Origin of the sequence: Hymenobacter negativus, assembly GCF_016056375.1 — a bacterium.
GTDB lineage: Bacteria > Bacteroidota > Bacteroidia > Cytophagales > Hymenobacteraceae > Hymenobacter > Hymenobacter negativus_A.
Genome location: NZ_JAEDAE010000003.1, coordinates 102,528 through 126,124 on the forward strand (window position 1 = coordinate 102,528; position 23,597 = coordinate 126,124).

20 protein-coding genes are annotated in these 23,597 nt (G+C 62.5%); 13 read left to right on the forward strand and 7 right to left on the reverse strand.

Annotation, left to right across the window (positions count from 1 at the left end; translation table 11 throughout):
* Positions 1-45 precede the first annotated feature (45 nt).
* Entirely contained in the window at positions 46-1,536 is a 1,491-nt protein-coding gene (locus tag I7X13_RS08425; RefSeq protein WP_198067609.1) for a nicotinate phosphoribosyltransferase, read from the reverse strand.
* A gap of 108 nt (positions 1,537-1,644) precedes the next feature.
* Between I7X13_RS08425 and I7X13_RS08430 the strand changes: the two genes are divergently transcribed.
* Positions 1,645-2,361, forward strand: coding sequence for a DUF1345 domain-containing protein (locus tag I7X13_RS08430; protein ID WP_198075145.1), 717 nt, complete (start codon positions 1,645-1,647; stop codon positions 2,359-2,361).
* Between the two features lie 80 nt (positions 2,362-2,441).
* Here I7X13_RS08430 and I7X13_RS08435 read toward each other — a convergent pair whose 3' ends face one another.
* Positions 2,442-3,098, reverse strand: a complete 657-nt coding sequence (locus I7X13_RS08435; protein ID WP_198067611.1) for a response regulator — start codon at positions 3,096-3,098, stop codon at positions 2,442-2,444.
* Between the two features lie 265 nt (positions 3,099-3,363).
* Here I7X13_RS08435 and I7X13_RS08440 point away from each other — a divergent pair, with 265 nt between their 5' ends.
* Positions 3,364-4,014 (forward strand): LuxR C-terminal-related transcriptional regulator, encoded by a 651-nt coding sequence (locus I7X13_RS08440; protein WP_198067612.1) that lies wholly within the window; start codon positions 3,364-3,366, stop codon positions 4,012-4,014.
* A 57-nt stretch (positions 4,015-4,071) separates the two neighbouring features.
* Here I7X13_RS08440 and I7X13_RS08445 read toward each other — a convergent pair whose 3' ends face one another.
* Positions 4,072-4,578 (reverse strand): KdsC family phosphatase, encoded by a 507-nt coding sequence (locus tag I7X13_RS08445; RefSeq protein ID WP_198075146.1) that lies wholly within the window; start codon positions 4,576-4,578, stop codon positions 4,072-4,074.
* 220 nt (positions 4,579-4,798) lie between these two features.
* Between I7X13_RS08445 and I7X13_RS08450 the strand changes: the two genes are divergently transcribed.
* The 4 genes from I7X13_RS08450 (at position 4,799) to I7X13_RS08465 (ending at position 7,577) form a co-directional block, all read left to right on the forward strand.
* Complete coding sequence (locus I7X13_RS08450) at positions 4,799-5,686, forward strand: Cif family virulence factor (protein ID WP_198067614.1); 888 nt, start codon at positions 4,799-4,801, stop codon at positions 5,684-5,686.
* A gap of 190 nt (positions 5,687-5,876) precedes the next feature.
* Positions 5,877-6,644 carry a DUF1223 domain-containing protein gene (locus tag I7X13_RS08455; RefSeq protein ID WP_198067615.1) on the forward strand — a complete coding sequence of 256 codons (768 nt, stop codon included), beginning with the start codon at positions 5,877-5,879 and terminating at the stop codon, positions 6,642-6,644.
* 90 nt (positions 6,645-6,734) lie between these two features.
* The gene (locus I7X13_RS08460) at positions 6,735-7,313 is read left to right on the forward strand and encodes a sigma-70 family RNA polymerase sigma factor (RefSeq protein WP_198075147.1); all 579 of its coding nucleotides are present in this window, start codon (positions 6,735-6,737) and stop codon (positions 7,311-7,313) included.
* A gap of 9 nt (positions 7,314-7,322) precedes the next feature.
* On the forward strand, positions 7,323-7,577 hold the full coding sequence (locus tag I7X13_RS08465) for an anti-sigma factor family protein (protein WP_198067617.1): 255 nt from the start codon (positions 7,323-7,325) through the stop codon (positions 7,575-7,577).
* A 162-nt stretch (positions 7,578-7,739) separates the two neighbouring features.
* Here the strand turns inward: I7X13_RS08465 and I7X13_RS08470 are convergent, their stop codons facing one another.
* From I7X13_RS08470 to I7X13_RS08480, 3 genes are all read right to left on the reverse strand, one after another.
* On the reverse strand, positions 7,740-8,066 hold the full coding sequence (locus I7X13_RS08470) for a 2Fe-2S iron-sulfur cluster-binding protein (protein WP_198075148.1): 327 nt from the start codon (positions 8,064-8,066) through the stop codon (positions 7,740-7,742).
* Positions 8,067-8,158: 92 nt separating this feature from the next.
* Positions 8,159-9,175: an NAD(P)/FAD-dependent oxidoreductase gene (locus I7X13_RS08475; RefSeq protein WP_198075149.1), complete on the reverse strand. Its 1,017-nt coding sequence runs from the start codon at positions 9,173-9,175 to the stop codon at positions 8,159-8,161.
* 158 nt (positions 9,176-9,333) lie between these two features.
* Positions 9,334-9,723: a hypothetical protein gene (locus I7X13_RS08480; RefSeq protein WP_198075150.1), complete on the reverse strand. Its 390-nt coding sequence runs from the start codon at positions 9,721-9,723 to the stop codon at positions 9,334-9,336.
* Positions 9,724-9,947: 224 nt separating this feature from the next.
* Here I7X13_RS08480 and I7X13_RS08485 point away from each other — a divergent pair, with 224 nt between their 5' ends.
* From I7X13_RS08485 to I7X13_RS08515, 7 genes are all read left to right on the forward strand, one after another.
* A complete protein-coding gene (locus I7X13_RS08485; RefSeq protein WP_198075151.1) occupies positions 9,948-11,285 on the forward strand; it encodes a hypothetical protein in 1,338 nt (445 codons plus the stop codon).
* Between the two features lie 118 nt (positions 11,286-11,403).
* On the forward strand, positions 11,404-11,814 hold the full coding sequence (locus I7X13_RS08490; RefSeq protein WP_198067622.1) for a hypothetical protein: 411 nt from the start codon (positions 11,404-11,406) through the stop codon (positions 11,812-11,814).
* A gap of 102 nt (positions 11,815-11,916) precedes the next feature.
* The gene (locus I7X13_RS08495) at positions 11,917-13,395 is read left to right on the forward strand and encodes a hypothetical protein (protein WP_198075152.1); all 1,479 of its coding nucleotides are present in this window, start codon (positions 11,917-11,919) and stop codon (positions 13,393-13,395) included.
* Positions 13,396-13,598: 203 nt separating this feature from the next.
* Positions 13,599-17,006 carry an acetate and sugar kinases/Hsc70/actin family protein gene (locus tag I7X13_RS08500; protein WP_198075153.1) on the forward strand — a complete coding sequence of 1,136 codons (3,408 nt, stop codon included), beginning with the start codon at positions 13,599-13,601 and terminating at the stop codon, positions 17,004-17,006.
* Positions 16,984-18,102 (forward strand): hypothetical protein, encoded by a 1,119-nt coding sequence (locus tag I7X13_RS08505; protein ID WP_198075154.1) that lies wholly within the window; start codon positions 16,984-16,986, stop codon positions 18,100-18,102. Before I7X13_RS08500 ends, I7X13_RS08505 begins: the two co-directional genes overlap by 23 nt.
* A 136-nt stretch (positions 18,103-18,238) precedes the next feature.
* Positions 18,239-19,732 carry a hypothetical protein gene (locus I7X13_RS08510; RefSeq protein ID WP_198067625.1) on the forward strand — a complete coding sequence of 498 codons (1,494 nt, stop codon included), beginning with the start codon at positions 18,239-18,241 and terminating at the stop codon, positions 19,730-19,732.
* A 55-nt stretch (positions 19,733-19,787) separates the two neighbouring features.
* Positions 19,788-20,447: a hypothetical protein gene (locus I7X13_RS08515; RefSeq protein ID WP_198075155.1), complete on the forward strand. Its 660-nt coding sequence runs from the start codon at positions 19,788-19,790 to the stop codon at positions 20,445-20,447.
* A gap of 11 nt (positions 20,448-20,458) precedes the next feature.
* Here the strand turns inward: I7X13_RS08515 and I7X13_RS08520 are convergent, their stop codons facing one another.
* A complete protein-coding gene (locus tag I7X13_RS08520) occupies positions 20,459-23,395 on the reverse strand; it encodes a beta strand repeat-containing protein (RefSeq protein WP_198075156.1) in 2,937 nt (978 codons plus the stop codon).
* Positions 23,396-23,597: the final 202 nt, after the last annotated feature.

The following is a 23,597-nucleotide window of genomic DNA, read 5'->3' on the forward strand; positions in this document are numbered from 1 at the left end:
GAACACCGGGGCTTTAGGTGCAATGGCGGGGCTTAGCCCGAAGGCCTACGCCGGGCGTACCGGACGCTTCTCCAGAATCAGGCGGGTGCGGTATTCGTAAAGGCCCATTTCCAGGCCCACGGGGAAGGTGTGGGGGTTGAGGAAGCGGCGCACGCTGGGGTCCAGGGCCTGCACCTCGCGCTGGGCAAGGGCGCGACTTTCGGCCAGGGTGGGCAGGTCGAGCACGCGCTGGCCGCGCCGGAACACCGGCTCCAGCAGCTCGCGGTACTGCGTTTCGGGCCGGATGGGCAGGCGGCGGGTGCTGTCGGCCGGGTCAATCAGGATGAGGTGAATGGGCAGGTCCTCGGCCGTATTATAGAGCATATCGGCGCGGGCCTTGCCGTGCTCATTCAGAAAGCGGCGCACCTGCAAGATGCCCGGAATGCTGGTTTTGGCCACCTGCTCCGAGAGCTTGATGGTGAAGTCCCAGCCCGAATCATCGGCCTTGCGCAAGGCCGCCAGCTTGTACACGCCCCCCAGCGCCGCCTGGTTGTAAGCCGTCACCAGCTGCGTGCCCACGCCCCAAGTGTCGATGCGCGCGCCCTGCTGCTTCAGGCTGGTGATGAGGTTTTCCTCCAGGTCGTTGCTGGCTACGATGCGCGTTTCCGTAAAGCCAGCCTCGTCCAGCACGGCCCGCGCTTCGCGACTGAGGTAGGCCAAATCGCCCGAATCGAGCCGGATGCCGGCCAGCTCGTGTCCCTTGGCGCGCATGTCGCGAGCCACATGAATGGCCTGCCGCACGCCCTCCAGCGTGTCATACGTATCCACCAGAAACACCGAGTCGTCGGGAAATGCCTGCGCGTAGGCCGAGAAGGCCTGCACTTCGCTCTCGAAGGCCATTACCCAGCTGTGGGCGTGGGTGCCGCGCACCGGAATGCCGTAGCGCTGCCCGGCCAGCACGTTGCTGGTGGCATCGCCGCCGCCCAGGTAGGCCGCCCGGCTGGCCCCCAGGCCACCATCGAAGCCCTGGGCGCGGCGCAGGCCAAACTCCAGAATCTGGTCGGTGGGGCCGGCGGCTTCGCGGATGCGGGCCGCTTTGGTGGCCACCAGCGTCTGGAAATTGATGAGCGTGAGCAAGGCCGTTTCCAGTAGCTGGGCTTGCAGCAGCGGCCCGCGCACCCGCATAATGGGCTCGTTGCCGAACACCACCGTGCCCTCGGGCATGGCATCGATATCGCAGGTGAATTTCATTTCGCGCAGGTAGCGCAGAAATTCGGGCGGAAACATTGCGCCGCCCTTGCTGCCGCGCAGGCTGCCGAGGTAGGCCAGGTCATCGTCCGAAAATTGCAGGTTCTCCACCCAGTCCACCGCCAGGGCCAGCCCGGCCGCTACCGCGTAGCCTCCCTGAAACGGAGCTTTGCGGAAATAGAGGTGAAACACCGCCTCGCGGTCCTGCAAGCCCTGCTGCCAGTAGCCATAGGCCATTGTGAGCTGGTATAAGTCGGTGACGAGGGCGAGCGAGGGCGCGTAGAGGCCGGAGAGGGGAGCAGCATTCATAGAACGAATTAACAGCGAAACGACGCATTCGCTTACGGCGCGGCGGCTATTCTGGCCGGGGCAGCCGCTGCGCTGGCATCGGCGGGGCCGTACTACCTTGGCAGCCAAATGAGTGAAAAGAACATAAAAAGCCCGCGCCCAAGTGTGTGGGCGCGGGCAATGGACGTGCGCTGGCGGCTGGCGCTGGCGATAATAGTTGGTGTGGCGGCCGCGCTGCTGGCCCCGCACCTGCTGGGCACGCTGGCCCGCGTGGTGGTGGGCTGGGTAGGCTTCGCCACCACCGACCTGGCGCTCATAATCCTGGGCATGTGGCAGGCCGACACCGACGACATCCGCCGCGTGGCCGCCTCCGAAGACCTGCCCCGCACCCAGGCTTTCGTGCTGGTGGTGGGCGCGGCCATGGCTAGCTTGGGCGCCGTGGTGGGTCTCATGGGCTCCCTCAAAGGCCTTTCAAAAGACCTGCGCGAAGTACACGTAATCCTAAGCGTGGCCGCCGTGGTACTGGCCTGGACGCTGGTGCACCTCGTCTTCACCCTCCGCTATGCCCACAGCTACTACGATGCCGACGAAGACACCGGCCTGGACACCGGCGGCCTCGTATTCCCCGACGACCAGGGCCAGGACAAGGCCCCCAAGCTCACGCCCAACTACGTGGACTTCGCCTACTTTTCCTTCATCATCGGCATGACGGCCCAAACCGCCGACATCGGCATCGGCAACCGCGGCTTGCGCGCCGCGGCGCTGCTGCACGGCCTCATCGCCTTCATCTTCAACACCGTCATTGTGGCCCTTACCATCGGCACCATCGGCGGCATGCTTAATTAAGTTAGGAGTTAAGAGTTAACGGTTGTCGTTCCGGTAACTCTTAACCTTTAACTCTTAACTCTTAACTCTTAACTCTTAACTCAGGAAATGAGCCCCCGGCTCACGGCTAGCTTGATGAGGGCGGCGGTGTTCTTGGCCTGCGTTTTGGCGATGATGTTCTGGCGGTGGGTTTCGATGGTGCGCTTGCTGGTGAAGAGCTTGTCGGCGATTTCGCCGTTGGTCAGGCCTTCGGCAATGAGCTTGAGCACTTCCAGCTCGCGGGCTGTGAGGTCGGCTCCGGAGTGGCCGTCAGCGGCCGAGTCTTCGGCGCCGGCGCGCTGGGCCACGGCCTTATAAAGCATGTTCAAGCCAATTTCGGTGCACAAAAACGGGTTGCCGGCCGACACCGTGCGGATGGCGTGGGTGATTTCGCTGATGGCCGCGTTTTTGAGCACGTAGCCCAGCGCGCCGGCTTCCAGCATGCGGGCCACGTAGTTTTCGTGGTCGAGCATGGTGAGCACCAGCACCCGCACGTCGGGAAAGCGCTGGCGCAGCTCCGGCACGGTGGCAAAGCCGTCGAGCACGGGCATCTGCACGTCCATCAGCACCACATCTACGGGCGTGGTTTCGAGCAGGGCCAGCACCTCGGCCCCATTGCTGGCCTCGCCCACCACATCGAGGTCGGGTTCGGCAGAGAGGAGGGCGCGAATGCCATCACGCAGGATGGTGTGGTCATCGGCAAGAAGAAGTCTGGTCATAGCAGCAGGAGAGTTGGGAGTAAGCAGAACGAACCCCACGCGACAAAGTTGGGCGCTTTCTATTGTACGTAATGTGGCGCTACGTATTTCTACTAAATCGTCAGGACTAATCGCGGATTTTGAAGGGATTTATACTGTTTTTAGTGCGCCAATTATAGTTGAGCTTAGCAAAAACGGTAGTTTCGGGTTGTTTATTCTCATTTTGCTAATTAGTATCTTGAGGATTTAATATATTTCAGCAGCCGGCTCGACCTTTTTTTCGTTCATGATTCGTTTGCTTCTTACCGATGGCGATACCCTCACCCGCGAAACACTGCGCATTGGCTTGGGAGCTGCCGTAGGCCTGGAAATAGTGGGCGAAGCCGCTACCGGCGAGGAACTGCTGGCCCAGCTGCCTACCCTGAACCCCACAACCGTGCTGTTCGACCTGAGCCTGCCCGGCCCCGATGCCTTTGCGGTGCTGGCGGCCCTGCGGGAACAGTACCCCCAACTGCGCATCCTGGCCCGGGGCGAGCTCACCAATGAGCACTACGTGGCCCGGGCCTTCGACTTGGGGGCCAACGGCTACATCCTCAAAAATTCGCTGCTGTCGGAACTGTTGCACAGCCTGGGCACGGTAGCCGCCGGCCGGCCTTTCCTATGCTCGGCCCTCGGCCTGGCCTTGCTGAGCCGGCTCTACCTAGCTAAGCCCGTGGACGGCACCGCCGCCCGCCTGAGCATGGGCCTGAGCAAGCGCGAAATGGAGGTGCTGAGCCTGGTGGCCGAAGGCCTCACGAACGCCGAAATCGCCCTGCGCCTGTTTACCAGCAAGCGCACCGTCGAAACCCACCGCCAGAACATCATGGAGAAAACCCAGACCCGTAACACGGCTGCCCTTATCAAGATGGCCGCGCGCCAAGGCCTGCTGCCGGAGTAGCGAGTGACTGAGCGAGGGAGTGACTGAGTGCTTTTCAACCCTCGCTCAGTCACTCCCTCACTCAGTTACTCGTTGCGCGGCAATGATGAATTCGGCCAGCTCGCGGAAGCAGCCGTAGCCCCCGGCGGTCTGGCAATGAAAGTCGGCCACGGCGCGGGCAAAGGAAGTGGCGTCGCCGGGGCAGGCCGATAAACCGACAAGGCCCAGAATTTCCACGTCGTTAGTGTCATCGCCGATGAAGGCCACTTCTTCGGCCGTCAGGCCGGTGCGGGCCAGTATTTCGTGCAGGCAGGCGGGTTTGTCCTTGATGCCTAGGTGCAGCTCCTCGATGCGCAGCTTGGCGGCGCGGGTGCGCACAGAAGGCGACATTTCGCCCGTCATAATGCCCGTCAGGATGCCGTGGTTGCGCAGGCGTTCCACGCCCATGCCATCGCGGATATTGAACCGCTTCATTTCCTCGCCCCGCTCGGAGTAATACACGCCGCCATCGGTCAGCACGCCATCGCAATCGGTGAGAACCAGGCGAATGCGGCGAGCCCGGGCAGTGAGGTCTGGTAATTTCATGAAAGCAAGGAAAAAAACGAATAAATGGAGAGCGTCAAAAAGTCAAAACCGGCCTAGTGAGGCCAATAGGGCCGCAAGTTCGGCACAGAAAGGCGAAGTGGAAATTGTACCCAAAGTATAATTATACCGTACCGCGTACCTTAGCGTCAGGAATTACTTTTACTTGTGTCTTATGAAGAATAAGTTGACTATAGGTGCTGCAGTAGCCTTTTTGTTACCAATGGCCGCTTTCGGCCAGTCGCCCCACGACGTAGTAGTAGCCGCCGAACAGGCATTTGCGGCCCAGGCCACGCAAACTAGTACAGAGGCCGCGTTTCTGGCCAATAGTGCACCCACGGCCTTGGTGACCGAAAACGGCAAGCTGGCCAATGCCCAGGAAGTGTGGCGCACGCGCCCCTCGCGCCCCGGCAGCAAGCTCACTTGGTACCCGGTGCTGGCCGACGCGGCCCAGTCGGGCGACATGGGCTACACCACCGGACCTTGGACCATGCTGCAAAACAACCGCCCGGTGGCGGCCGGCGAGTACGTGACCATCTGGCGCAAGCAGTTGGATGGCCGGTGGAAATTTGCCGTGGACATGGGCATCGAGCGCATCGGGGCCGCACCCGCGCAGCCCGCCACCGTGGCCCGGCCCCGCCTGATAGCGGCCGCCGCTACGCCCAGCACTGCCCCGTCCAATATTGTGCTCGAAGTCGACAGCAAGTTTGCCGCCGCCGAACTCATGAAGCCGGGCGCCACTTACCAGCAGTACCTGAGCGCCGAAGCCCGCCTCTACCGCTCGGGCCTGTCGATGATGCAGGGCGCGGCGGCTTCGGCCAACATGAAAAATATTGACGGCGGCTATCTCTTCATTGCTAATACCGGCTACCTAGCCGCCGCCGGCGACTTGGGCTACGTGGTGGGCTCGCTGCACCGCCCGGCCAGCACCAACCACCCCGAGGAAAACGGCACTTTCCTGCGCATCTGGCGCCGCGAAGCCGATGCCGGCTGGCGCATTGTGCTGGAGATGTTCAATTTCACCCCCAACCCGGCCGAAGCCGCTAAAGCTGCGGCGGCACCTGTGCCGGCGGGCACCACCGGCCAGCTTCCGGCCAAGCGCGGCCAGTAGTTCCGGTCTTGCCCGACGGCAGTTTTTGCGGTCCCGCTTTATGTGAAAAGCCCCCAGCGCGCCCCGGCGAACTGGGGGCTTTTTTGGAACAGGTTGTAAGGTCAGTCCCTGCGTCGCGTCTGGCCGGGCGGAGGAGGCAACGACCGCAGCTGCACGCGATGGCCTTCGTTTCTGCTTATTTTCGGTTGTTATGAAAGCACTAATTTGGTTGTTCGCAATTCCGCTGGTAAGTGGCGGCGCGGCGCTGGGGCCAACCCTGCCCACGACCCCGGCGTCAGGAGTCAGCCGGGTGCCTGTCATTGTCGAGCTCTTCACTTCCGAGGGCTGCTCGAGTTGCCCGGCGGCCGATGCGGCGCTGCGCCAGCTTGAAAAAGCCCAGTCGGTGCCCGGCGCAGAGGTTATTGTGCTGGGGGAGCACGTCGACTACTGGAACCGGTTGGGGTGGAAAGATGCCTTCTCGGCCCCGTCCTACACCGAGCGGCAGCGCCAGTACGCCAAGGGCTTTGGTACGGGCTCCTACACGCCCCAGGCTGTGGTGAATGGCCGCTACGAGCTGGTGGGCAGCCGCACCGCCGATTTGGCCGCCGCCGTGGCCAAAGCCGCCAAAGCCCCGCAAGCCGCCGTGGCCGTGGCCCTGGCCGGCAGCATGGCCACGGTGCGCGTGAGCAGCCTGCCACCCGGTACTCCCGCCGCCGAAGTGCTGCTGGCCATCACCGAAAGCGGCCTGAGTTCGCAGATTGGCCGGGGCGAAAATTCGGGCCTGCTGCTGCACCACGCGGCTGTGGTGCGCCAGTTGCTGCCGCTGGGCCGGGTAGGGGCCGACGGCACTTTTGCCGCCAGCCCGGCCCTGAAGCTGGCGGCCGAATGGAAGCGCCCCAACCTGCGGGCCGTGGTGCTGGTGCAGGAGCTGGCCTCGCACCGCATAGTGGGCGCGGCCACGGCAGCGGTTGGCAATTAATCCGGCGCTGCGCTCAGCAAGGGCGAAACTGCGCATCCCGCAAAGCGTATTACTGCAACGCGACCTTTGCCCATCCAGCCGTCGCCCCGCATGACCCCAGATACCCCCGTTCCGGCCACCTGGCCGGCCCGCTTCGGCGACGAGCTTTACCGGTTTGCCCTGAGCCGCGTTTCCGATTCGGAAACGGCCGAAGAGCTGGTGCAGGAAACCTTCCTCAGCGCATTGGATGGCTTGGCCACGTTTCGGGCCGAGGCCTCCGAGCGCACCTGGCTGTTTGTGATTCTGCGCCGCAAAATCATCGACCACTACCGGCGGCAGGCCCGCGCCACCCATGTCGGGCTGGACGAAATCGAGGCCGGCGGCCCCACCGAAGCCGACTTCTTCGTGCCCGAAAACGGCCATTGGACCGGCCCGCAGACTCCCGCCAGCTGGCTCCGGGCCGATGCCGCCCTGGAGCAGCAGGAGCTGCACGACATTCTGCAGCGCTGCCAGGACCGGCTGCCGCCGCAGCAGGAGGCAGTGTTTGCCCTGCGTTTCGTGGAGGAATTATCGGCCGAAGAAATTTGTCAGGAGCTGGGTTTGAGCTCGGCCAATTATTGGGTTATTGTGCACCGGGCCAAGCTCCAGCTGCGCCGCTGCCTCGAAAAGCACGGCCTCGGCAAAAACTAACTATTCGCTATGCTACGACTTATCAACTGTCAAAACGCCACCATGCTACTGGAGCAGCAAGCCGACCAGGCCCTGGCCCGCGAGCAGCGCGTGAACCTGTGGCTGCATTTGCGCTACTGCCCCTACTGCAACCGCTACGCCCAGCAAACCGTGCTGATTGCGGAGTGGGCACGGGCCTCGGCCAGTGCGCGTGCCACGGCTGGCCCGGTATTGTCGGAAGCCGCGAAGGAAAGGATGCGGGAGCGGCTGGTCGCGGCTGGGTAACGCGCCGTCCTGTCATTGCGAGCGAAGCGCGGCAATCCGTCCTCTCCGTGCAACTAGCCTTAGGATGTCACAAATCCACTTCAACATGTAAAAGCCCCAACTCTATTCCAGAGCTGGGGCTTTTCAATTATCAGGTTGGTCGCAGTAAGAGAACGGCGCAGCTTACGCGCCCGTTGGGGCCAGGCGCACCACCAGCCCATCGGTGCGGGGCGTAAGGCGGATTTGGCAGCTCAGGCGGGAGCCTTCATGCACCACGGGCAGGGTTTCGAGCATGTCGAGCTCGGCGTCTTTGGGCTCGGGCAGGGCGGGGCCAGCCAGCACCTCCACGTGGCAGGTGGCGCACAGCGCCATGCCGCCGCAGGTAGCCATGATGTCGTAGCCGCTGGCTTTCAGCAGCTCCATCAGGCTCAGGCCCATGTCGGTGGGGCCGGTGAGCTCCGTGCGCTGGCCGGGAGCGTCTTCGACGTAAATGCGGATGTCGTTTTCCATATTCAGGGTATAGGGGTATGGGGGTAAGAGGGTAGGAGGGTGGAAGGACGTAAAAATTCCTGCCCTCTTACCCCCATACCCTCTTACCCTTTTTACATGCTGGGTGCCCCGTTCACAGTCGTGTACTTCAGGGTGTACTTCTTGTCGGGGAAAATGTATTTGAATGCGCCCTGGCACATTAGCGCGGCCTCGTGGAAGCCGCAGAGGATGAGCTTGAGCTTGCCGGGGTAGGTATTGATGTCGCCGATTGCAAACACGCCGGGCAGCGAGGTGCTGTAGTCGAGCGTGTCCACTTTCACGGCATCGTTCTCGATTTCCAGCCCCCACTCGCCGATGGGGCCGAGCTTGGGCGTGAGGCCGAACAGCGGGATGAAGCAGTCGAGCGGGACCTTCTCGGCCTTGCCGTCGTTACCGGTGATGGTCACTTCCTTCAGCTCGCCGTTGCCGTGCAGGTGCGTCACGTTGGAGCTGAGCACGAGCTTGATTTTGCCGGCTTCGTGCAGCTTCTGCACTTTTTCGGCCGAGTCGGCCGCGCCGCGGAAGGTGGTGCCGCGGTGCACGAGCGTCACGTCGGAGGCCACGTTGGCGAGGAAATTGGTCCAGTCGAGGGCCGAGTCGCCGCCGCCGGCGATGACAATTTTCTTATCGCGGAAGTGCTCGGGGTCGCGCACCATGTAGTGCACACCTTTGCCGCCTTCAAAATGCTCCAGGTTTTCGACGGCCGGCTTGCGCGGCTCAAACGAGCCCAGGCCGCCGGCAATGGCCACGGCTTTGCAGTGGATTTCGGTGCCGTCGGTGGTGAAGAGCTGGAAGGAGCCGTCGTCGAGCTTGGCAAACCGCTCCACCCGCTCGCCCAGCGTGAAGGTGGGGTGGAAGGGCTCAATCTGCTTCATCAGATTGTCGACCAGGTCGCCGGCCAACACTTCTGGGAAGCCCGGAATGTCGTAAATCGGCTTCTTCGGATAAATCTCGGAGAGCTGCCCGCCAGGCTGAGGCAGGGCATCAACAACGTGGCAGCGGAGCTTGAGCAAGCCCGCTTCAAAAACTGCAAACAGACCGACCGGGCCGGCCCCGATAATGCAGATATCGGTGGAAATGGTGTTGGACATAAAAGTGTTAAGTGCCTTTAACCGGGCGTCGGCTTTGAAGCGGCCACAACGTAGGAGGCCGTTGGCGCAAAGGTACGGGTCGGGGTCGGGGCCGCCAATCGGCGGCCCGGTTTATAACAGCCCGGCGCGCGAAAACGTTGGTCGGAAAGCCGTTGAATCTAGGCTTCGGTGGCCAGCTCGTCGAGGAACTTGTCGGCCTCCCATAAGTCGGTGAAGATGCGCCGGGGCAGCTCGGGAGTTTCGGCCTCGAACGCGTGGGAGTTGCCGGGGGCGTGCACGGTGGCAATCATGCGCAGGCCCAGGCCCTCGAGGCGCTGCTGCACTTGCTGGAACAGCTGGCCCAGGGTCCCCGACACGTCGTCCAGCTCGGTCATGTCGCTGAGAATGGTGAAGCCCGGCTTCATCGCATCCAGCGCCTGCTGCCAGTCGTGGAGGTATTCGGGCAGCTCTTGGGCTTCGGCTGTCTCAGCGAAGTGCTTGTAAAATATGCGGTTGCGACTCGGCTCGGCGGTAATCTGGTATTCGGGGCGAAAGGCAATGAGTCGCATGAGCGGCATGAAGGAAATAAATGGCAAATGTGCCAGCGGCACCGCCGCCCCGGGCGGCTGGGGCCGGAAAAAACACCTACGGAAAGCAGAAAATTTTGGCCGGCAGCAAATGTACACGTACCACCTGCCGATAGCCGGCGTTTAAGGGGCTGGTTTTCGGCCGGCGGGGAGTTCGCTGCGTAATGCCTATACTTCGCCCCAAAACCTTGCCTAGCGTTTCTTCTATGCCGATTTCCGTTTTTGCGGGCGTGCCCGCGCCGCGTCTGTTTCGTTGTTTCCGGCTTGCCAGCCTGTTTTTTGGGACGATTTCATTGCTGACTGCCTGCGGCTCGGAGCCCGCCGAAACCACCGCCGGCAAGCCCGCCAAAGGCACAAAAGCCCCGGCCGAAGCGCCAGCCAGTGCCGAAGCCGCGCCGCTGCACGTCAGTGTTTTTCTGGAATATTCAGGGGGCATGAAAGGCTTCGTGCCGCGCGGGGGAGCCGATAAGCCGGCCACCGAATTCCAGCAGCGCATCGGCGCGCTCATCACCGAAACCCAGGTGAGCGGCGCCGTGGCCGAGCGCAAATACTACCTCTGCGAAAACGCCGCACCGCGGCCCGTGAAGTTTGAGCAGCTGCGCGACGTGGTGCAGGGCGAGGTGAGCCAGGCGGCCCTCGGCACCGAACTGCCCCAGATGTTAGAAGGAATTCTGAACCGTCCCAAAGCCGGGGAGGAGGTTAGCGTGGTGATTTCGGACTTCATTTACGGCCCGGCGCGCAAGTCTGACTTTTCGCAGCTGCCGAACCTGATTCGCACGTCCATTGCGCCCGTGAGCCAGCAGCAGCTGGCCGTGGCCGTGTTCGGCGAAACCTCGCATTTCTACGGCAGCTACTTCCCGGCCGTGAAGACGCCGGTGCAGAAGCGCACGCTCAACGGCGAGAAAGTGCCCTACTATGTGTGGGTGATTGGCCCGCCCGCGCAGGTGGCCCGCTACGCCGCCGAGGTGTTTCGGAATGCGCCGGCTCAGCAGGCATTTTTCGGGTTGAAAACCAAGACGCCCGCCTTCGCCCCGCTGCTCACCAAGCTCACCGACCCGAAATTAAAATCGAGCGGCGGCACGGTGTACGCCGAAAACAACGGGCTGACCCTGAACCCCTCCGACGACCCGGTGGATTTCTCGGTGGGCCTAGATTTGAAGGAATTGCCCGCCGCGTGGCAGAAACCGACATTTTTGGCCCAACATCTGCAGGTGCGCCTGCCCAACGGCCAGGCCAGCCTGCTGCCCAATTCGGTGCGCCCGCTCACCGATGAGGAGCAGAGCGGCCAGCCGGTGCTCGCGCCCTACACCCACGTGGTGCGCCTGCGGGTGAGCAAGCTGGCCAGCCCCACGGCCACGCTCACCGTGAGCCTGCCCGCGCCGGAAACGCCGGACTGGGTTGCGGCCTGGAGCACCACCAACGACAATACGCCCGCCCCGCGCACGTTTGGCCTCGACCAAATCCTGGCCGGCGTCCGCCAATCGTATCCAACCACGCTGCCGGCCGTATTCACGGTCCAGCTGCCGCTTAAAAACGATAAATGAGATTTTAGAACTTAGCGCATAGAACTGAGAGCTTAAGAATCCGGAAGCATGGATTTAAGGTCTTTCGTCTAAGCGCTGAGTTCTCGGTTCTGAGCTCTAAACTCCCTTTTTTCAACCTATGCAAACCTTCTTCACCAGCCTGTACTCGGCCCTGATTTCCATTTTCCAAAGCCAGCGCCCGGCCGATTACGGCTTGTATAAAACGGATTTATTCTCGCTTGTAGGCTGGAGCACGCTGGGCGTGAGCTTGTTGCTGGTGCTGGCCTTTTACTACGTTTTCAACTCGGCCATGCGTACCGGCATGTTCCGCAGCACGCACTGGGCCCTCACGCTGGCGCTGGCCGCCGGCCTGGGCGTGTTCCTGGCCAACAGCCTCAGCAAAAGCCACGGCGCGGAAGTGAGCAGCTACCTGGGCTACTTCATGGTGGTGAATATGATTGTTGCCGCGCTGTGGTTCCTGATTTTTTCGGTGCTGCTGAAGCGGTGGAGCACGTATGCGCGCACCACGCCGTTTGTGGGGCCGTTTTAAGGCAGTTAAGAGTTAAAAGTTAGGAGTTAAGAGTTGGCTAGGTGCCAGTTCTGACTTCAACTGGCAACTCTTAACTCCTAACTTTTAACTCTTAACTCAGCTATGTCCAAACTATTCATCTTTGCCGTGGGCGGCACCGGGGCCCGCGTGCTACGCTCCCTCACCATGCTGCTGGCGTCCGGAGTTCGCATTCCGAACTGCGACCAAGTGGTGCCCGTCCTCATCGACCCCGACACCCAGAACGGCGACGTGACGCGCACCGTGGCTCTGCTCAAGCGCTACGCCCGCATTCACGAAGCGCTGTACGGCGACGGTCAGAAGGAAAAAACCGGATTCTTCAGCCAGCCCATGAACACGCTGGCTCATCTGAACACCGGCGGCTCGGAAGAACTGCGCGATTCGTTCGTGTACGACTTCGGCGGCATCAGCCAGCCCTTTCGCGACTACCTGCGCTACAACGACCTCTCGGTGGAAACCCAAGGGCTGGTCGATTTGCTGTTCACGCAGGACAGCCTCGCGGCCAACCTCGACGTGGGGTTCCGTGGTTCGCCCAACGTGGGCTCGGTGGTTCTGAACGCGGTGGTGCAATCTAAGGAGATGCGCTACCTCGCCCAAAGCCTGCAGGACGGCGACCGGGCGTTTTTTATCAGCTCGATTTTTGGCGGGACCGGTGCGGCCGGCTTCCCGCTGCTGGTGAAAAACCTGCGCGACGCCAACTCCCCGCTGGCCCACCCCGAAATCCGCCGCCGCCTCAAAGCCGGCGCGCTAGTGATGCTGCCTTACTTCAAGTTGCAGGACCCCTCGGCTGACGAGAAGCAGGCCGGGCAGGATTTCATCGACTCGAATACCTTCGTCACGAAGACAAAAACGGCCCTTTCCTACTACGCCGACAACCTGCAAGGCCTGGAAGCCATGTACTACCTCGGCGACCAGCCCGGCCAGCCGCTGGCCAACCACCCTGGCCGCGCCGAGCAGCGCAACCAGGCCCATCTGCTGGAGCTGCTGGGGGCCCTGGCCGTGCCGCACTTCATGGAAGTGCCCGACAACCAGCTTGACGGTAACCAGCCCCTCTACCACGAGTACGGCCTGAAAGCCGATAGCACCGACATCGACTTCGGCCAGCTGCCCACCGAGATGCGCCAGGAAGTGGCCCGCCCGCTCATTCAGCTGCACTACTTCGCCCGCTACTTCCTCAAGCACACGCCGGAGGACGCCAAAGCACCCTATTACGAAGCCGGCGACCTCACTGCGCAATTGCGCAACAACCGCGCCCTGCGCGAGCTGACCGATTTTTTCGGCGACTACAACGAATGGCTGCGCGAGCTAGGCGTGAACCAGCGCCGCTACACTGCCATCCGCGCCGACGAGGCCGACTTCAACAAAATGGTGGCCGACAAGACGGTGGAAACCGGCATTTTCAGCAAAGGCATCACTCCCGGCTACTTCCGCGACGAGCTGACAAAGGCCGTGGGCAAAGACACCCTGAAAAACCCGACGGAGAACGAAGCGCTGCGCTGGGTGGTAAAGGCCTTTGAGGAAGCGACGGACGAGATTCTGGATAAGAAGCTGCAATACTCCTAAGCGCCGTCACCTCACGGGACCCCTCCGGGGCCGGCCCCCTCTCCCTGGGGAGAGGGGGAGCCTGACAAACCTTGCTTTTAAACAAACTTGAAACAACTCTAGAGGCCCTTCGCAACCAACGCCCGCGCCGCCGTGTCTCCCCTCTCCCCAGGAGAGGGGCCGGGGGTGAGGTTCTGCCGACTGCGCCTCTCGCAATAAGACACATGGCTAAAATCCTGCGTTTGCACGATACCGGCTCCAGCACCCACGAGGGCTGGGGGCCGACTGGTAAAATTGGCCCCCACGAAGTGGAGCGCCTGCTCGACCCGCAGGGCGGCCGCGCCGCCAAAGTGGCGGTGTCCATTCCCTCGCCCTTCGCCCGGATGCATCTGGTAGAAACGGCCCTGCGCTTCGTGACGCAGGGCGGCGCGGCCCAGGACTCGGTGTATCACCAACTGGTGAGTCACTTCTGGGATGTGTGGGAAATGGTGTTCAACTTCCATCAGCGCAAGCTGGCCAACCAGCGCCTACAAATCCGGGCCTGGCGCAAGGATGAGGAACTGGCCAAATTGCGGGCAAACCCCGCCACCCGCCCGCTGGCCGATGTGCTGAGCCTCTACCTCGACGGCCGCTTTGCCCGGCTGACCGAGATGCACCTCATCTACTTCCCCGGCGCCAATGGCGTGCCGCAGCTCATCGGCGGTACCTCGCCGCTCACGCTGTTTTTTCCGGCGCCCAATGTGAAGCCGCTGCCGGTGCAGCGCCCGCAGGGCGGGGGGTATTATTTTGATAACCAATACGTGCCGCTGGCTAACCGTGAGGCCGCTTTCCGCGACTACGTGTACCAAGAGTTTGTGGGAGACCCGGCCCTGACAGCCCTCGCGCCGCTGGTGCGCGACACCCTAGACCGCGGCCTGCTGCAAAAGTGGGCCATGGACGGTACAGCCAGCCTCGCCAACTACCCTGTCCTCACCGATGCCTTCAACAACCAGATTGATGTGGCTGGTGTGCTGCTGCGCGTGCGACCCGACGAAGGCACCGTGCGTGGCTCCGACCTGTTCATCCGGCCCACGCGGGCGGGGGTGGCGGGGCCGCTGCCCATTGTGCTACGGCCTGGTTTGAAAGCGGTTGGCAAAAAGTATTACAACGAAACCCTGTTTGCCGACAGCGGGGCCACCGTGCCGGCTGCCGACGCCCGGCCGCTGAAGGAGCGCACCCTGCCCGGCCCGGAGCTGCCATATCCCTACCTCACGGTGAACGACCTGCTGGAAGAAACCCTGCTGGCCGTGCCGTATGAGGTGGACGAAGCCAAATTCTTCAGCGGCAACCTGAAAATTGCGCCTGGTTTCCGGCCCAGCAGCTGGCCGCTGCTGCCCATCAAGCCGCTGTATTTCGATTACTTCACGCAGCAGGACTTGGCCGAGCACCTCTCGCTGGAGTTGGAATCGGCCTGCATCCGGGTGCGGCTGCGGGTGCCGGTGAGCGGCGGCGACTACGTGGACTATGAGCGCGCTTACTACGACAACCCGCAAGGGGAGGGCGTGGGGCGGTTGCGCGTGACCAACGTGGCGCTGTCAGTATTTCCCTTTGTGAAAGTGGCCGATGCGCCGCAGTACAACGACTTCTATAAAGTCATGCTGGTAGATGCCAACAACATCGACCCGAGCATGGTGACCAAGAAAGTCGACCTGAAATTCTGGGCCAACGGCCACCAGCTCAGCGAAACCGGTACCGACCAGAGCGCCACCCGCTACGAGCGCACGCCCAAAACCAGCCAGGACGAGGGCAGCACCTACTACGAGGTGCGCGGCACCCATTTCGACTACCTCGAAGTGCTGAACCCGGCTCCGGCCGAGGGCCGTGCGCTCGTGATTCCGCGCTGGCCCGAAGTGCGCCAAGGCACTAAAGAATACCGTTTCGCCATCGACTTCGGCACCACGAACACCCACGTGGCCATGCAGGACAGCCCCGGGCAAGAGCCCAAGCCGTTCAGCTTCGGCCTGGCCGATACGCCGGTGGCCCTGCTGAAGAAGAGCACCGCCGAGCCCGACCGCACCGCCTACGAGCGCCTGTACCGGGGCATCGACGACGACCCGGCCAACTTCGTGCAAATCAAGCGCTGGCAGCAGTACCAGGAGCGCGAATTCGTGCCGCCCATCATCGGGGCCGACAGCTCGCCCTATGCATTCCCGGCCCGCACCGCCACCTACGAGGCGGCCAACTACGCCACCCAAGAGCTGAGCGTGCTCGGCAACATCAACGTGGCCTTCGGTATCATCACCGAGGAGCAGCGCCGGCCGAACTACCATACTAATCTGAAGTGGGATAATTCGCTGAACATTGCCAACACCAACCGCGTGCGAGCGTTTTTCAAGGAAATCCTGCTGCTGTGCCGCGCCAAGGTGGCCCTCAACGGTGGCAGCCTCGCGGCCACGCAAATCACTTGGTTTGCCCCGCTGAGCTTCTCGACCTACCAGCGCAACCTGTACCAGCGTGAGTGGGATACACTGTTTCACAGCGTCTTCCACACCACCAACTCCATGCCCTGCATGGTCGAGTCGACGGCACCATACTACTACCTCACCCGCCGCAACATCGTGACGCTGGGGCCGGGCGAAAACGCGGCCTTTATCGACATCGGCGGCGGCACCACTGATGTGCTGCTCTACGCCGACCGCAAGCCGGTGCTGAGCACCTCGTTCCGCTTCGCCGGCAACGACCTGTGGGGCGACGGCGGGGCCGAGGTGCGCGGCTCGAAGGACAACGGCCTCGTGCGTTTCGGCGTGGCCGGCGTGCAGAGCGCGGTGCTTTCGCCCGCCGCCCGCCGGGCCCGCGAATACGTGCTGGTGGCCGAAGGAACCGACAATTTTGGCTCTGAGGATGTGGCCAGCTTCCTGTTCAACTATGACCAGCTGCTGGGATTTAGCGAGCGGCTCCTGCGGGCCGAGCACCTGCGGGTGTTGTTCTACCTGCACTTCGGCGCGCTCATTTATCACGTGGCGCAGGTGACGGTGGCCAACGGCCAGCAGCTGCCGCGCTACCTGTGCTTCACGGGGCGCGGCAGCCTCTACGTGCGCCTGCTGGCGGCGGGTTCCAACCTGCAGCCGGTGGAGAAGCTGGCCCGCCTCATCATGGAAAAAGCCACCGGCCAGACCGTGCCGGCCGATTTCCGCATCAAGCTGGCCGACGACCCCAAGCAAACCACCGCCAACGGCGGCGTACTCGCCACCGGCCAGATTCCGCAGGACCCGCCCATGGTGCGCCCCGTGGGCACGCTGCCCGACCCCGAAAACCCGCAGGCCGACAAAGGCGAGCACCACCTCGAAGCCACGGCCGTGACCGACGAAATCAAGCAAGCCGTGTTGAGCAATGCCCGCGCCTGCCTCAAGCTGCTGCTCGAAGACCCCGAGCTGAAGCGCGTGCAGGCCGACCTGGGGGTGAAAAACGACCCCGGGCTGGTGATGAACACGCTGGAGCGCAGCCTCGGCGACTCGTTCAACCTCTATCGCCAGCAGTACGCCGACGTGCTGCGCGACGGCGATACCGTGCCTGAAACGCTGTTCTTCCTGCCGTTCAAAAACGCCCTGTATGAGCTATCCAAGGTGCTTCATGACGCGCAGCCGCTCAACTAGCCGCGTCGGCTCGATGAGCCTGCTCCAGCCGGGCGGCTGCCCGCGCAAGGGCAGCCGGCCGTTGCTGCTTCTCCTGCTCCTGGGGTTACTGAGTGGCAGCCCGGTGGTGTGGGCCCAGCCAGCGGCTAGCCCGCCAAAGTCCGGTGTAGCTGCCGACTCATCGGCGGCGGGTAGCACGGTCACGGCTCAGCCAGCTTCGCACTGGTCGACGGTGTGGGCTGTGCTGGGTGGCGTGGCCATCGGCGCGCTGGGCGTGTGGTTTTTCGTGCGAAAATCACCGTCAACCAGTGTTCCGGCCCCGCCGGAAGCCCCTGTTCCCGCGCCCATTCCCGTGCCCGAGCCGGTGCGGAAAAAGCCGGCGGAAAATGTGCGAAAGTCGCCGCCCACCGAGCCGCCCGCTATTGAGAATACGAGCAAGGGCGAAAGCACGGGCAAAGGCGTTTCGTTTCAGTCGATGCGCGAAGTGCAGGGCACGACTTCGAAGCAGCCAGCCAAACCATCGGGCAAGGATAAACGAAACCAGCCCAACTTCAACTCCCGCAACTCGCCCGCAGCCAATCCATCCCAGTCCTGGCCAAAGATTGCACCCCGTACCTCCGCTATGAACCCAACTTCACCCCTGCCGCCGCCCACTGGCGATAACCAGCCCCTGGAGCCCGGCCAAACCGTTGAATGGGCCGCGCCAACGTCTACGCCGCCCGCCATTCAGGAATTGATTGATAGCAGCGCCCACGAAGCCGCCGCTGCCGAAGCCGCCCCGCCTGCCGCCTCAAACGGCCCGCTGCACTACTACGCACCGGCACCCGACGTGCCCAGCATCGAGCACCGCAAGCTCAGTCCCAACCCGCTGCCCCAGATGCCGCTGCTCATTACACTTCCTTCGGCGGAAGCTGTTACGGCGCAGTTTTCCTTCAGCCCGCAGGCCGACCAGTCGCGCATTATCGGCAACGGTGTGCGGGAGCTGAAGGAATTCTTCCAGTTTGAGCTGCCACCCACCGAGCAGTTCACCACCATCAAAAACCTGAAAGCCGGCAAGCTGGAAAAGCGCGACGACGCCTGGCACGTTGTGCAAAAGGCAGAAATTGCGCTGAGCTAGTTGTAGAGACGCATATTTGCGTCTTGCCGTTGAACATCGATGTTGGGTCCTGTCTTTTTCAGTTGCCAAAAGGCATTGTATCAGCATTTCAACGACGAGACGCGAATATGCGTCTCTCTGTTTGTTGCCCCATTTTATGCTCCTAATTGAAATTCTCCTTATCCTGGCGCTGGTGGCCTGGCAGGCGCTGGTGTTTCTGCGCAACCGCCAGCTAGTGGCCCGGGTGCAGGCCATGTACCCGCAGGCGGGTGCGGTGGGCGTGCAGCCCATTCCCTTCACGGCGGCCGACCCGGACAAGAACTTCGCCATCCAGTACGATGCCCTGATTACCCGCGATGCCTCGCCGGAGTTCGGCCAAATCATCACCGACACCAACGAATACCTGCTCAATAACCGGGGCGCGGCGGCCGATTTTGGCATTTTGAAAGACATTTCGGAGCGCCACGCCGAGGCGCTGGACGAGGAAATTCAGGCCCAGATTGCCACGCCGCTGTATCTGGGCTTGCTGGGCACGTTCACGGGGGCCATTATCGGGCTGGTGTCGCTGGTCGGCAACCCGTTTGCCGACGTGACGGCTAACCCGAATACCGATACCTCGTTCAGCAACGGCGACGTGCAGCATTTCCTCGGCGGGGTGCTGATTGCAATGATTGGTAGCCTGTTTGGCCTCGCCTTCACCCTGGCCGGCAACCAGTTGCTGAAGCAGGCCCGCGCTGCCCGCGACCGCAACAAAAATGCCTACTATACCTTTCTGCAAAAGGCGCTGCTGCCCAAACTGAACTCCGACATGCAGGCCGGCATGAGCAACCTGAAATCGGTGCTCGATACCTTCAACGCCGAGTTTTTTAGCCAGATTCAGAACGACTTTTTCAGCAAGATTCACGAGTTCACGCCGCTCATTGCCAGCATCACTGAGAACGTGAGCATTCAGAAGCGCTTCCTGGAGCAGCTGGAAAAAATCGGCTACTCGGAGCTGGCCAATGCTACCATCAAGGTGTTTGACCGGGTGGACGAAAGCGCCCAGACCTTTGAGAAATTCCTGGGCTACCAGCAGGCGCTGAACACGACCGTGACGCACAGCAACGAGGCCGCCCAGACCATTGGCTCGCTCCTCAACCGCCTCACGGCGCTGGAGCAGGGCCTGGCCAGTGTGCCGCAGTACCTGCAGCAGCACGACGATGCGCTACGCCAGCAAGTAGCGTTTTTCAGCCAGCACGGCAAGCTGCTGGCTGATTTGGGCGCGCAAATCCGCCAGGGCGTGAGCGAGGGCGTGCACCGCATGGATGCCGAGCTCGACGGCCGCCTGCAGGAGTTGCAGAAAGAAGCTTCTGAGGCTCATGAGCAGTGGCAGCAGCATTTCCGCCGCCTAAACCAGGACAACATCTACCAGAAAATTACCGAATACCTCAACCCCTTCACCCAGCTACCGGCCCAGCAAAAGGACCTCAACGTGCTGCAGGAACGCCAGGCGTCGTTGGCGGCGCAGGCCATGCAACGCATGGAAGCCCGGCTTTTGGCCGATGCGCAGCTGCAGCAGCAGCTCCTGCAGCAGGTGGACCGGACCAACAAGGTGCTGGAGGAAATCACCCGGCCGAACTGGTTTCAACGGAATATTCTGGGCAAGAAGTAAGGACGGCACGGCGGGGGGTGAGGCGCCCCGGCCGCGCCATTAGAAAACCAACACTATGAAAGAGAGCAAGGACTTCTTCTGGCCCAGCTACGTGGACCTCATGACGGCCTTGTTCCTGACCATGCTCGTGCTATTCGTGCTCAGCTACAAGCTCTTCAAAGACAAGCAGCGCGACAACGACAAGCTCATCTACGACCTGAAAGTACAGGTGCAGGAAAAGCGCAAGCTCGACGAAATCAAGGCCGCGCTCAAACGGCTTGAAAGCAATTATTTCGAGTACAACGCCACTTATAAGCGCTACGAGCTGAAATTCCCGGTCACCTTTGCGCCCAAGAGCGACGTGCTGCCCTACGAGGCCCAGGCCCCGCTGGTGAAAGCCGGCCGCTTCCTGCTGAGCCAGATGCAGGCCATCAAAAACGACGACAAGGTGCAGTACCTCATTGTAGTAGAGGGCCGCGCGGCCAAAGACCTGCGCTACCCCGCCAATGACCCGCACAACCTCGACGGCCCGGCCGTGCGCCAGCTCAGCTACAGCCGGGCACTGAGCGTGATTCGGCTCTGGGAGCAGGCCGGGCTGCGTTTTCCCAGCAACCTGGAGATAGTGGCGGCGGGCAGCGGCTTCCGCGGGGCCGGCCGCTACACCGGCAGTCAGGAGGCGCTGAACAAGCGCTTCATTATCCAGATTCAGCCCAAGATTGGCTCGATTGGGAAGTAATAGGGAATGACTTAATCGGCTTTGATTACGGTATAGGTTACTTTCACATGCGCCAGACGAAGGTTGGCGTTGTTATCGCGGGTGTCGAACCGCAGCCGGTACCGGTACTGGGCCGTGTTGGTGGTAATCACCGGCGCTCCCGAAGCCAAGTTCAGCGTTTGGTACGACGCGGCGCTTCCGGCAGACTGGTCGGTGGCAATCAGGGGAGGAACCGCCGTAGCGAAAGTGCCATCGGCTAGAGAAATGGTTTCCAGAAATACTTGGACGCTGTTGGTCGCATCGGCATCGTAGACCAAAGCGGAGAGCCCATTGACGGTGGCGCCGTCGGGCAGGTAGACATCGGCATACACCGAGCGCGTTGTGCCGGCCGTGCCGTTGGCAATGGCCCCGGAGAGCACCGCCGAAGGGCCGAAAGCATTGAGCTGCCAGCTGGCCGCGGCCGTGGGCTGAAAAGCCGACGCGCCCACGGCCACCGCCCTGGTTTGGAGGGTGGAGTAGTTGTAGTTGCCGCCAGTCTGCACACTACCGGTCGCTTGCACCGTACCCGAGAACTGGGCGTTGCCATTTACGTCCAGCGCGGCTTGCGGCGCGGCCACGCCCACGCCCACGTTCCCGCTGGCTTTCACCACCAGCAAGGGCGCGGGCGTGCCGCCCGATGGCGCTTTGCTCACCAGCAGAGCCGTGGTGGCCGCCCCGCCCGTGCCGTCTACTTTCACAGCCAAGCCATTGGCCCCGTTGCCGGTGCCGTTGTTGGCCAGTAAGGCAGCGTAGCTGCTGTTTTGCTCGGTCAGCCAGGCCAGGGCGGTGCTGCCGGGCAGCACGTTATCGGAAGGCACCAGCAATTGGGCGTTGTCAGTGTTTGAGAGCAAGCTCACGGGGTCGTAGGTGCCCACCCCCACGCGGGGCGTGGTGGAGCTGTAAACAGTCAGAGCCGCTTTCTGGCCAGTGTTGCCATCGTAGGGGGGCGTGCTGCTGCCCGAGCCGCCCCACAGGCCCAGCCCGCCCGTGCTGGCGGCGGTGGAAGTACCCCGCACCAGCCCGAGACCGATGAAGTCTTCGCCGCTGCTGCCTTCGCGTAGGGCCAGGCGGTTGGATGGGGTACTAAACGCGCCGTTGCCGCTGCTGCCAAAGCTGAGACGCGAAAACGGATATGGATTATTGATGCCAACGCTCACAGCGTTGAGCCCGGTGCCGCCGAGGACGAGGGCATTATCCAGGCCTACCTGGGCGTTGTAACCAATGGCCCCAGCGTTGTTCAGGCCCGACTTCGAGGTGCTTATCACGTCGGCACCGTCCCCGATAAACACGTTGTGGCTGCCCGTACTGATGGTCTGGCCCGCATTCTGGCCCACGAATGTGTTGCCGGTACCCGAATCGATGCGCAGGCCGGCGAAGGCGCCCAACCCCACGTTGCCCGATGCAGCCGGGCTGGCACTGCTGTTGCCCACACCGCTGTTGTAGCCGACCCACACGTTATTGGCGCCGGCGCCCAGGTTATAGCCGGCGTTGCTGCCCACCGCCACGTTCCGCAGCGCACCGGGAGCGTATTTGCCTGCCGAAACGCCCAGCAAGGCGTTATCAGCCCCATTGCCCAAGGCGTCGCCCGCCTGCGAGCCCACCGCCGTGTTGCGGTCACCGGTGGCATCGGTGCCGGCACGGTTGCCCACCAGGGTGTTATCGGCTGAGCCCACCGCCTGCGCCCCGGCCGCCTGGCCCACGAAGGTGTTGGCCGTAGCGCCCGCGTCGAGTGCCGCGCCGGCATTCACGCCCAGCATCACGTTGGTGCGCAGGCCGGCCCAGATGGCCCCATTGGCTTTCAGGCGCATGATTTCGGCGTTGTTGACGCGGAAGGGCACTTCCACGTTGTCGGTCGTGCCCAGGAAGCGCCCATTCGGCAGGCCGACGTTGCCGGTGGTGTTCCAGAACTCGTTCTGGGTGCCGGGCACGGGCTGCGCGCTCAGCTGGCCAAAGTTGTCGGCAAATACGGCGCGGGTGCCGCTGCTACCCAGGCTGCTGAAACGTGCCGTACCCACCACATCCAGGTTGGCGGTGGGAAACAAAGTGCCGATGCCCACCTGCCCGGCCGGATTGGCGTACAGCGCGGCCGTGCCGGGGTCGATGTAGTACACCACAAACTTCAGGTCGGATACCGCACTCAGGGGCGTGGTATTGGCAAAGGCCTGGCCGCCTGCGTAGGGGTTGCCGCCGCTGGCGTAGTGCGCCAGCACGTTGCTTCCCAAGCTAAAGGAATACTGCTGGCTCATGAGCGGGTCGGTGGGGGTAGGCAGCACAATGCTCGTAGCCGTGGTGCCAGGGCCCGCCGTATAGTTCACCGTCTGCGAATAGATGGCCGACGCTGCGGCCGAGGGCGTGCCTTGTTGCAGGCGAAAAGTGCCGGAAGTGGTGGCACCCGGCGCCACAAACACGTCAATCTGGGTGATGCGCGCCCCGAGCGGCAGCGAAAACGTCTGGCCAGGCCCCACGCCCGTGGCGGTGGTGGTCACGTTGCTGGTCAGCTGGCTTAGCTGCGCTGGGGCGGGCGCTCCACCGTTTTGGGTGAGGCGAAACTCGCCATTGTAGAGGTCCAGCGCCGTGGCGGGGGCCGCGGTGCCAATGCCCAACCGCCCCCCGATAACGCCGTTGTTGCCGATGTTGAAGCTGGCGCCCGGCTGCACGGTGGTCTGGTTCTGGATGTAGCTGCCGGTGGTGCCGCCCGTACCCAGGGGGGCCGTGCTTAGGTTGCCGTTGTCGTCGGCCGTGACCACCCGCACCCCGGTGCCGCTCAGGCCCCGCACCCGGGTCGAGCCGTTCACGTCGAGTGTTTGGGTGGGTTGGGTAGTGCCGATGCCCACGTTTTGAGCCCAAACCATTTGGGGCTGGCCCACGGCCACAAGCGCCAGTGCCAGCGGGGCCGCCCAGCGGTGGCGAGCGGGAATACAAGAAGTCAATGAATAAAAGTTGCAGTACATAGAAAAGAACTTCGGGTACCAAAAAAACAGCGCCCAAAAGAGGCGCTTTGTTATTATTTGGATAAGCTATATATGAGACAAAATTAAGCAAAGTCCTTGTAAAAAAGCCTCATTATGTGGCAATAACGTCTGTTTCTGAACAGTAGAGCCTGGGTGTGGGCAACTGGCCAATGGGTTAGCT

Excerpts from the sequence above, each read along its gene's own strand:
- I7X13_RS08510 (WP_198067625.1), top strand. The coding sequence starts at position 18,239 with ATGCTCCTAATTGAAATTCTCCTTATCCTGGCGCTGGTGGCCTGGCAG.
- I7X13_RS08445 (WP_198075146.1), bottom strand. The coding sequence starts at position 4,578 with ATGAAATTACCAGACCTCACTGCCCGGGCTCGCCGCATTCGCCTGGTT.
- I7X13_RS08450 (WP_198067614.1), top strand. The coding sequence starts at position 4,799 with ATGGCCGCTTTCGGCCAGTCGCCCCACGACGTAGTAGTAGCCGCCGAA.
- I7X13_RS08465 (WP_198067617.1), top strand. The coding sequence starts at position 7,323 with ATGCTACGACTTATCAACTGTCAAAACGCCACCATGCTACTGGAGCAG.
- I7X13_RS08500 (WP_198075153.1), top strand. The coding sequence starts at position 13,599 with ATGGCTAAAATCCTGCGTTTGCACGATACCGGCTCCAGCACCCACGAG.
- I7X13_RS08425 (WP_198067609.1), bottom strand. The coding sequence starts at position 1,536 with ATGAATGCTGCTCCCCTCTCCGGCCTCTACGCGCCCTCGCTCGCCCTC.
- I7X13_RS08460 (WP_198075147.1), top strand. The coding sequence starts at position 6,735 with ATGACCCCAGATACCCCCGTTCCGGCCACCTGGCCGGCCCGCTTCGGC.
- I7X13_RS08495 (WP_198075152.1), top strand. The coding sequence starts at position 11,917 with ATGTCCAAACTATTCATCTTTGCCGTGGGCGGCACCGGGGCCCGCGTG.
- I7X13_RS08455 (WP_198067615.1), top strand. The coding sequence starts at position 5,877 with ATGAAAGCACTAATTTGGTTGTTCGCAATTCCGCTGGTAAGTGGCGGC.
- I7X13_RS08470 (WP_198075148.1), bottom strand. The coding sequence starts at position 8,066 with ATGGAAAACGACATCCGCATTTACGTCGAAGACGCTCCCGGCCAGCGC.
- I7X13_RS08485 (WP_198075151.1), top strand. The coding sequence starts at position 9,948 with ATGCCGATTTCCGTTTTTGCGGGCGTGCCCGCGCCGCGTCTGTTTCGT.
- I7X13_RS08480 (WP_198075150.1), bottom strand. The coding sequence starts at position 9,723 with ATGCGACTCATTGCCTTTCGCCCCGAATACCAGATTACCGCCGAGCCG.
- I7X13_RS08505 (WP_198075154.1), top strand. The coding sequence starts at position 16,984 with ATGACGCGCAGCCGCTCAACTAGCCGCGTCGGCTCGATGAGCCTGCTC.
- I7X13_RS08430 (WP_198075145.1), top strand. The coding sequence starts at position 1,645 with ATGAGTGAAAAGAACATAAAAAGCCCGCGCCCAAGTGTGTGGGCGCGG.
- I7X13_RS08440 (WP_198067612.1), top strand. The coding sequence starts at position 3,364 with ATGATTCGTTTGCTTCTTACCGATGGCGATACCCTCACCCGCGAAACA.
- I7X13_RS08475 (WP_198075149.1), bottom strand. The coding sequence starts at position 9,175 with ATGTCCAACACCATTTCCACCGATATCTGCATTATCGGGGCCGGCCCG.
- I7X13_RS08490 (WP_198067622.1), top strand. The coding sequence starts at position 11,404 with ATGCAAACCTTCTTCACCAGCCTGTACTCGGCCCTGATTTCCATTTTC.
- I7X13_RS08435 (WP_198067611.1), bottom strand. The coding sequence starts at position 3,098 with ATGACCAGACTTCTTCTTGCCGATGACCACACCATCCTGCGTGATGGC.
- I7X13_RS08515 (WP_198075155.1), top strand. The coding sequence starts at position 19,788 with ATGAAAGAGAGCAAGGACTTCTTCTGGCCCAGCTACGTGGACCTCATG.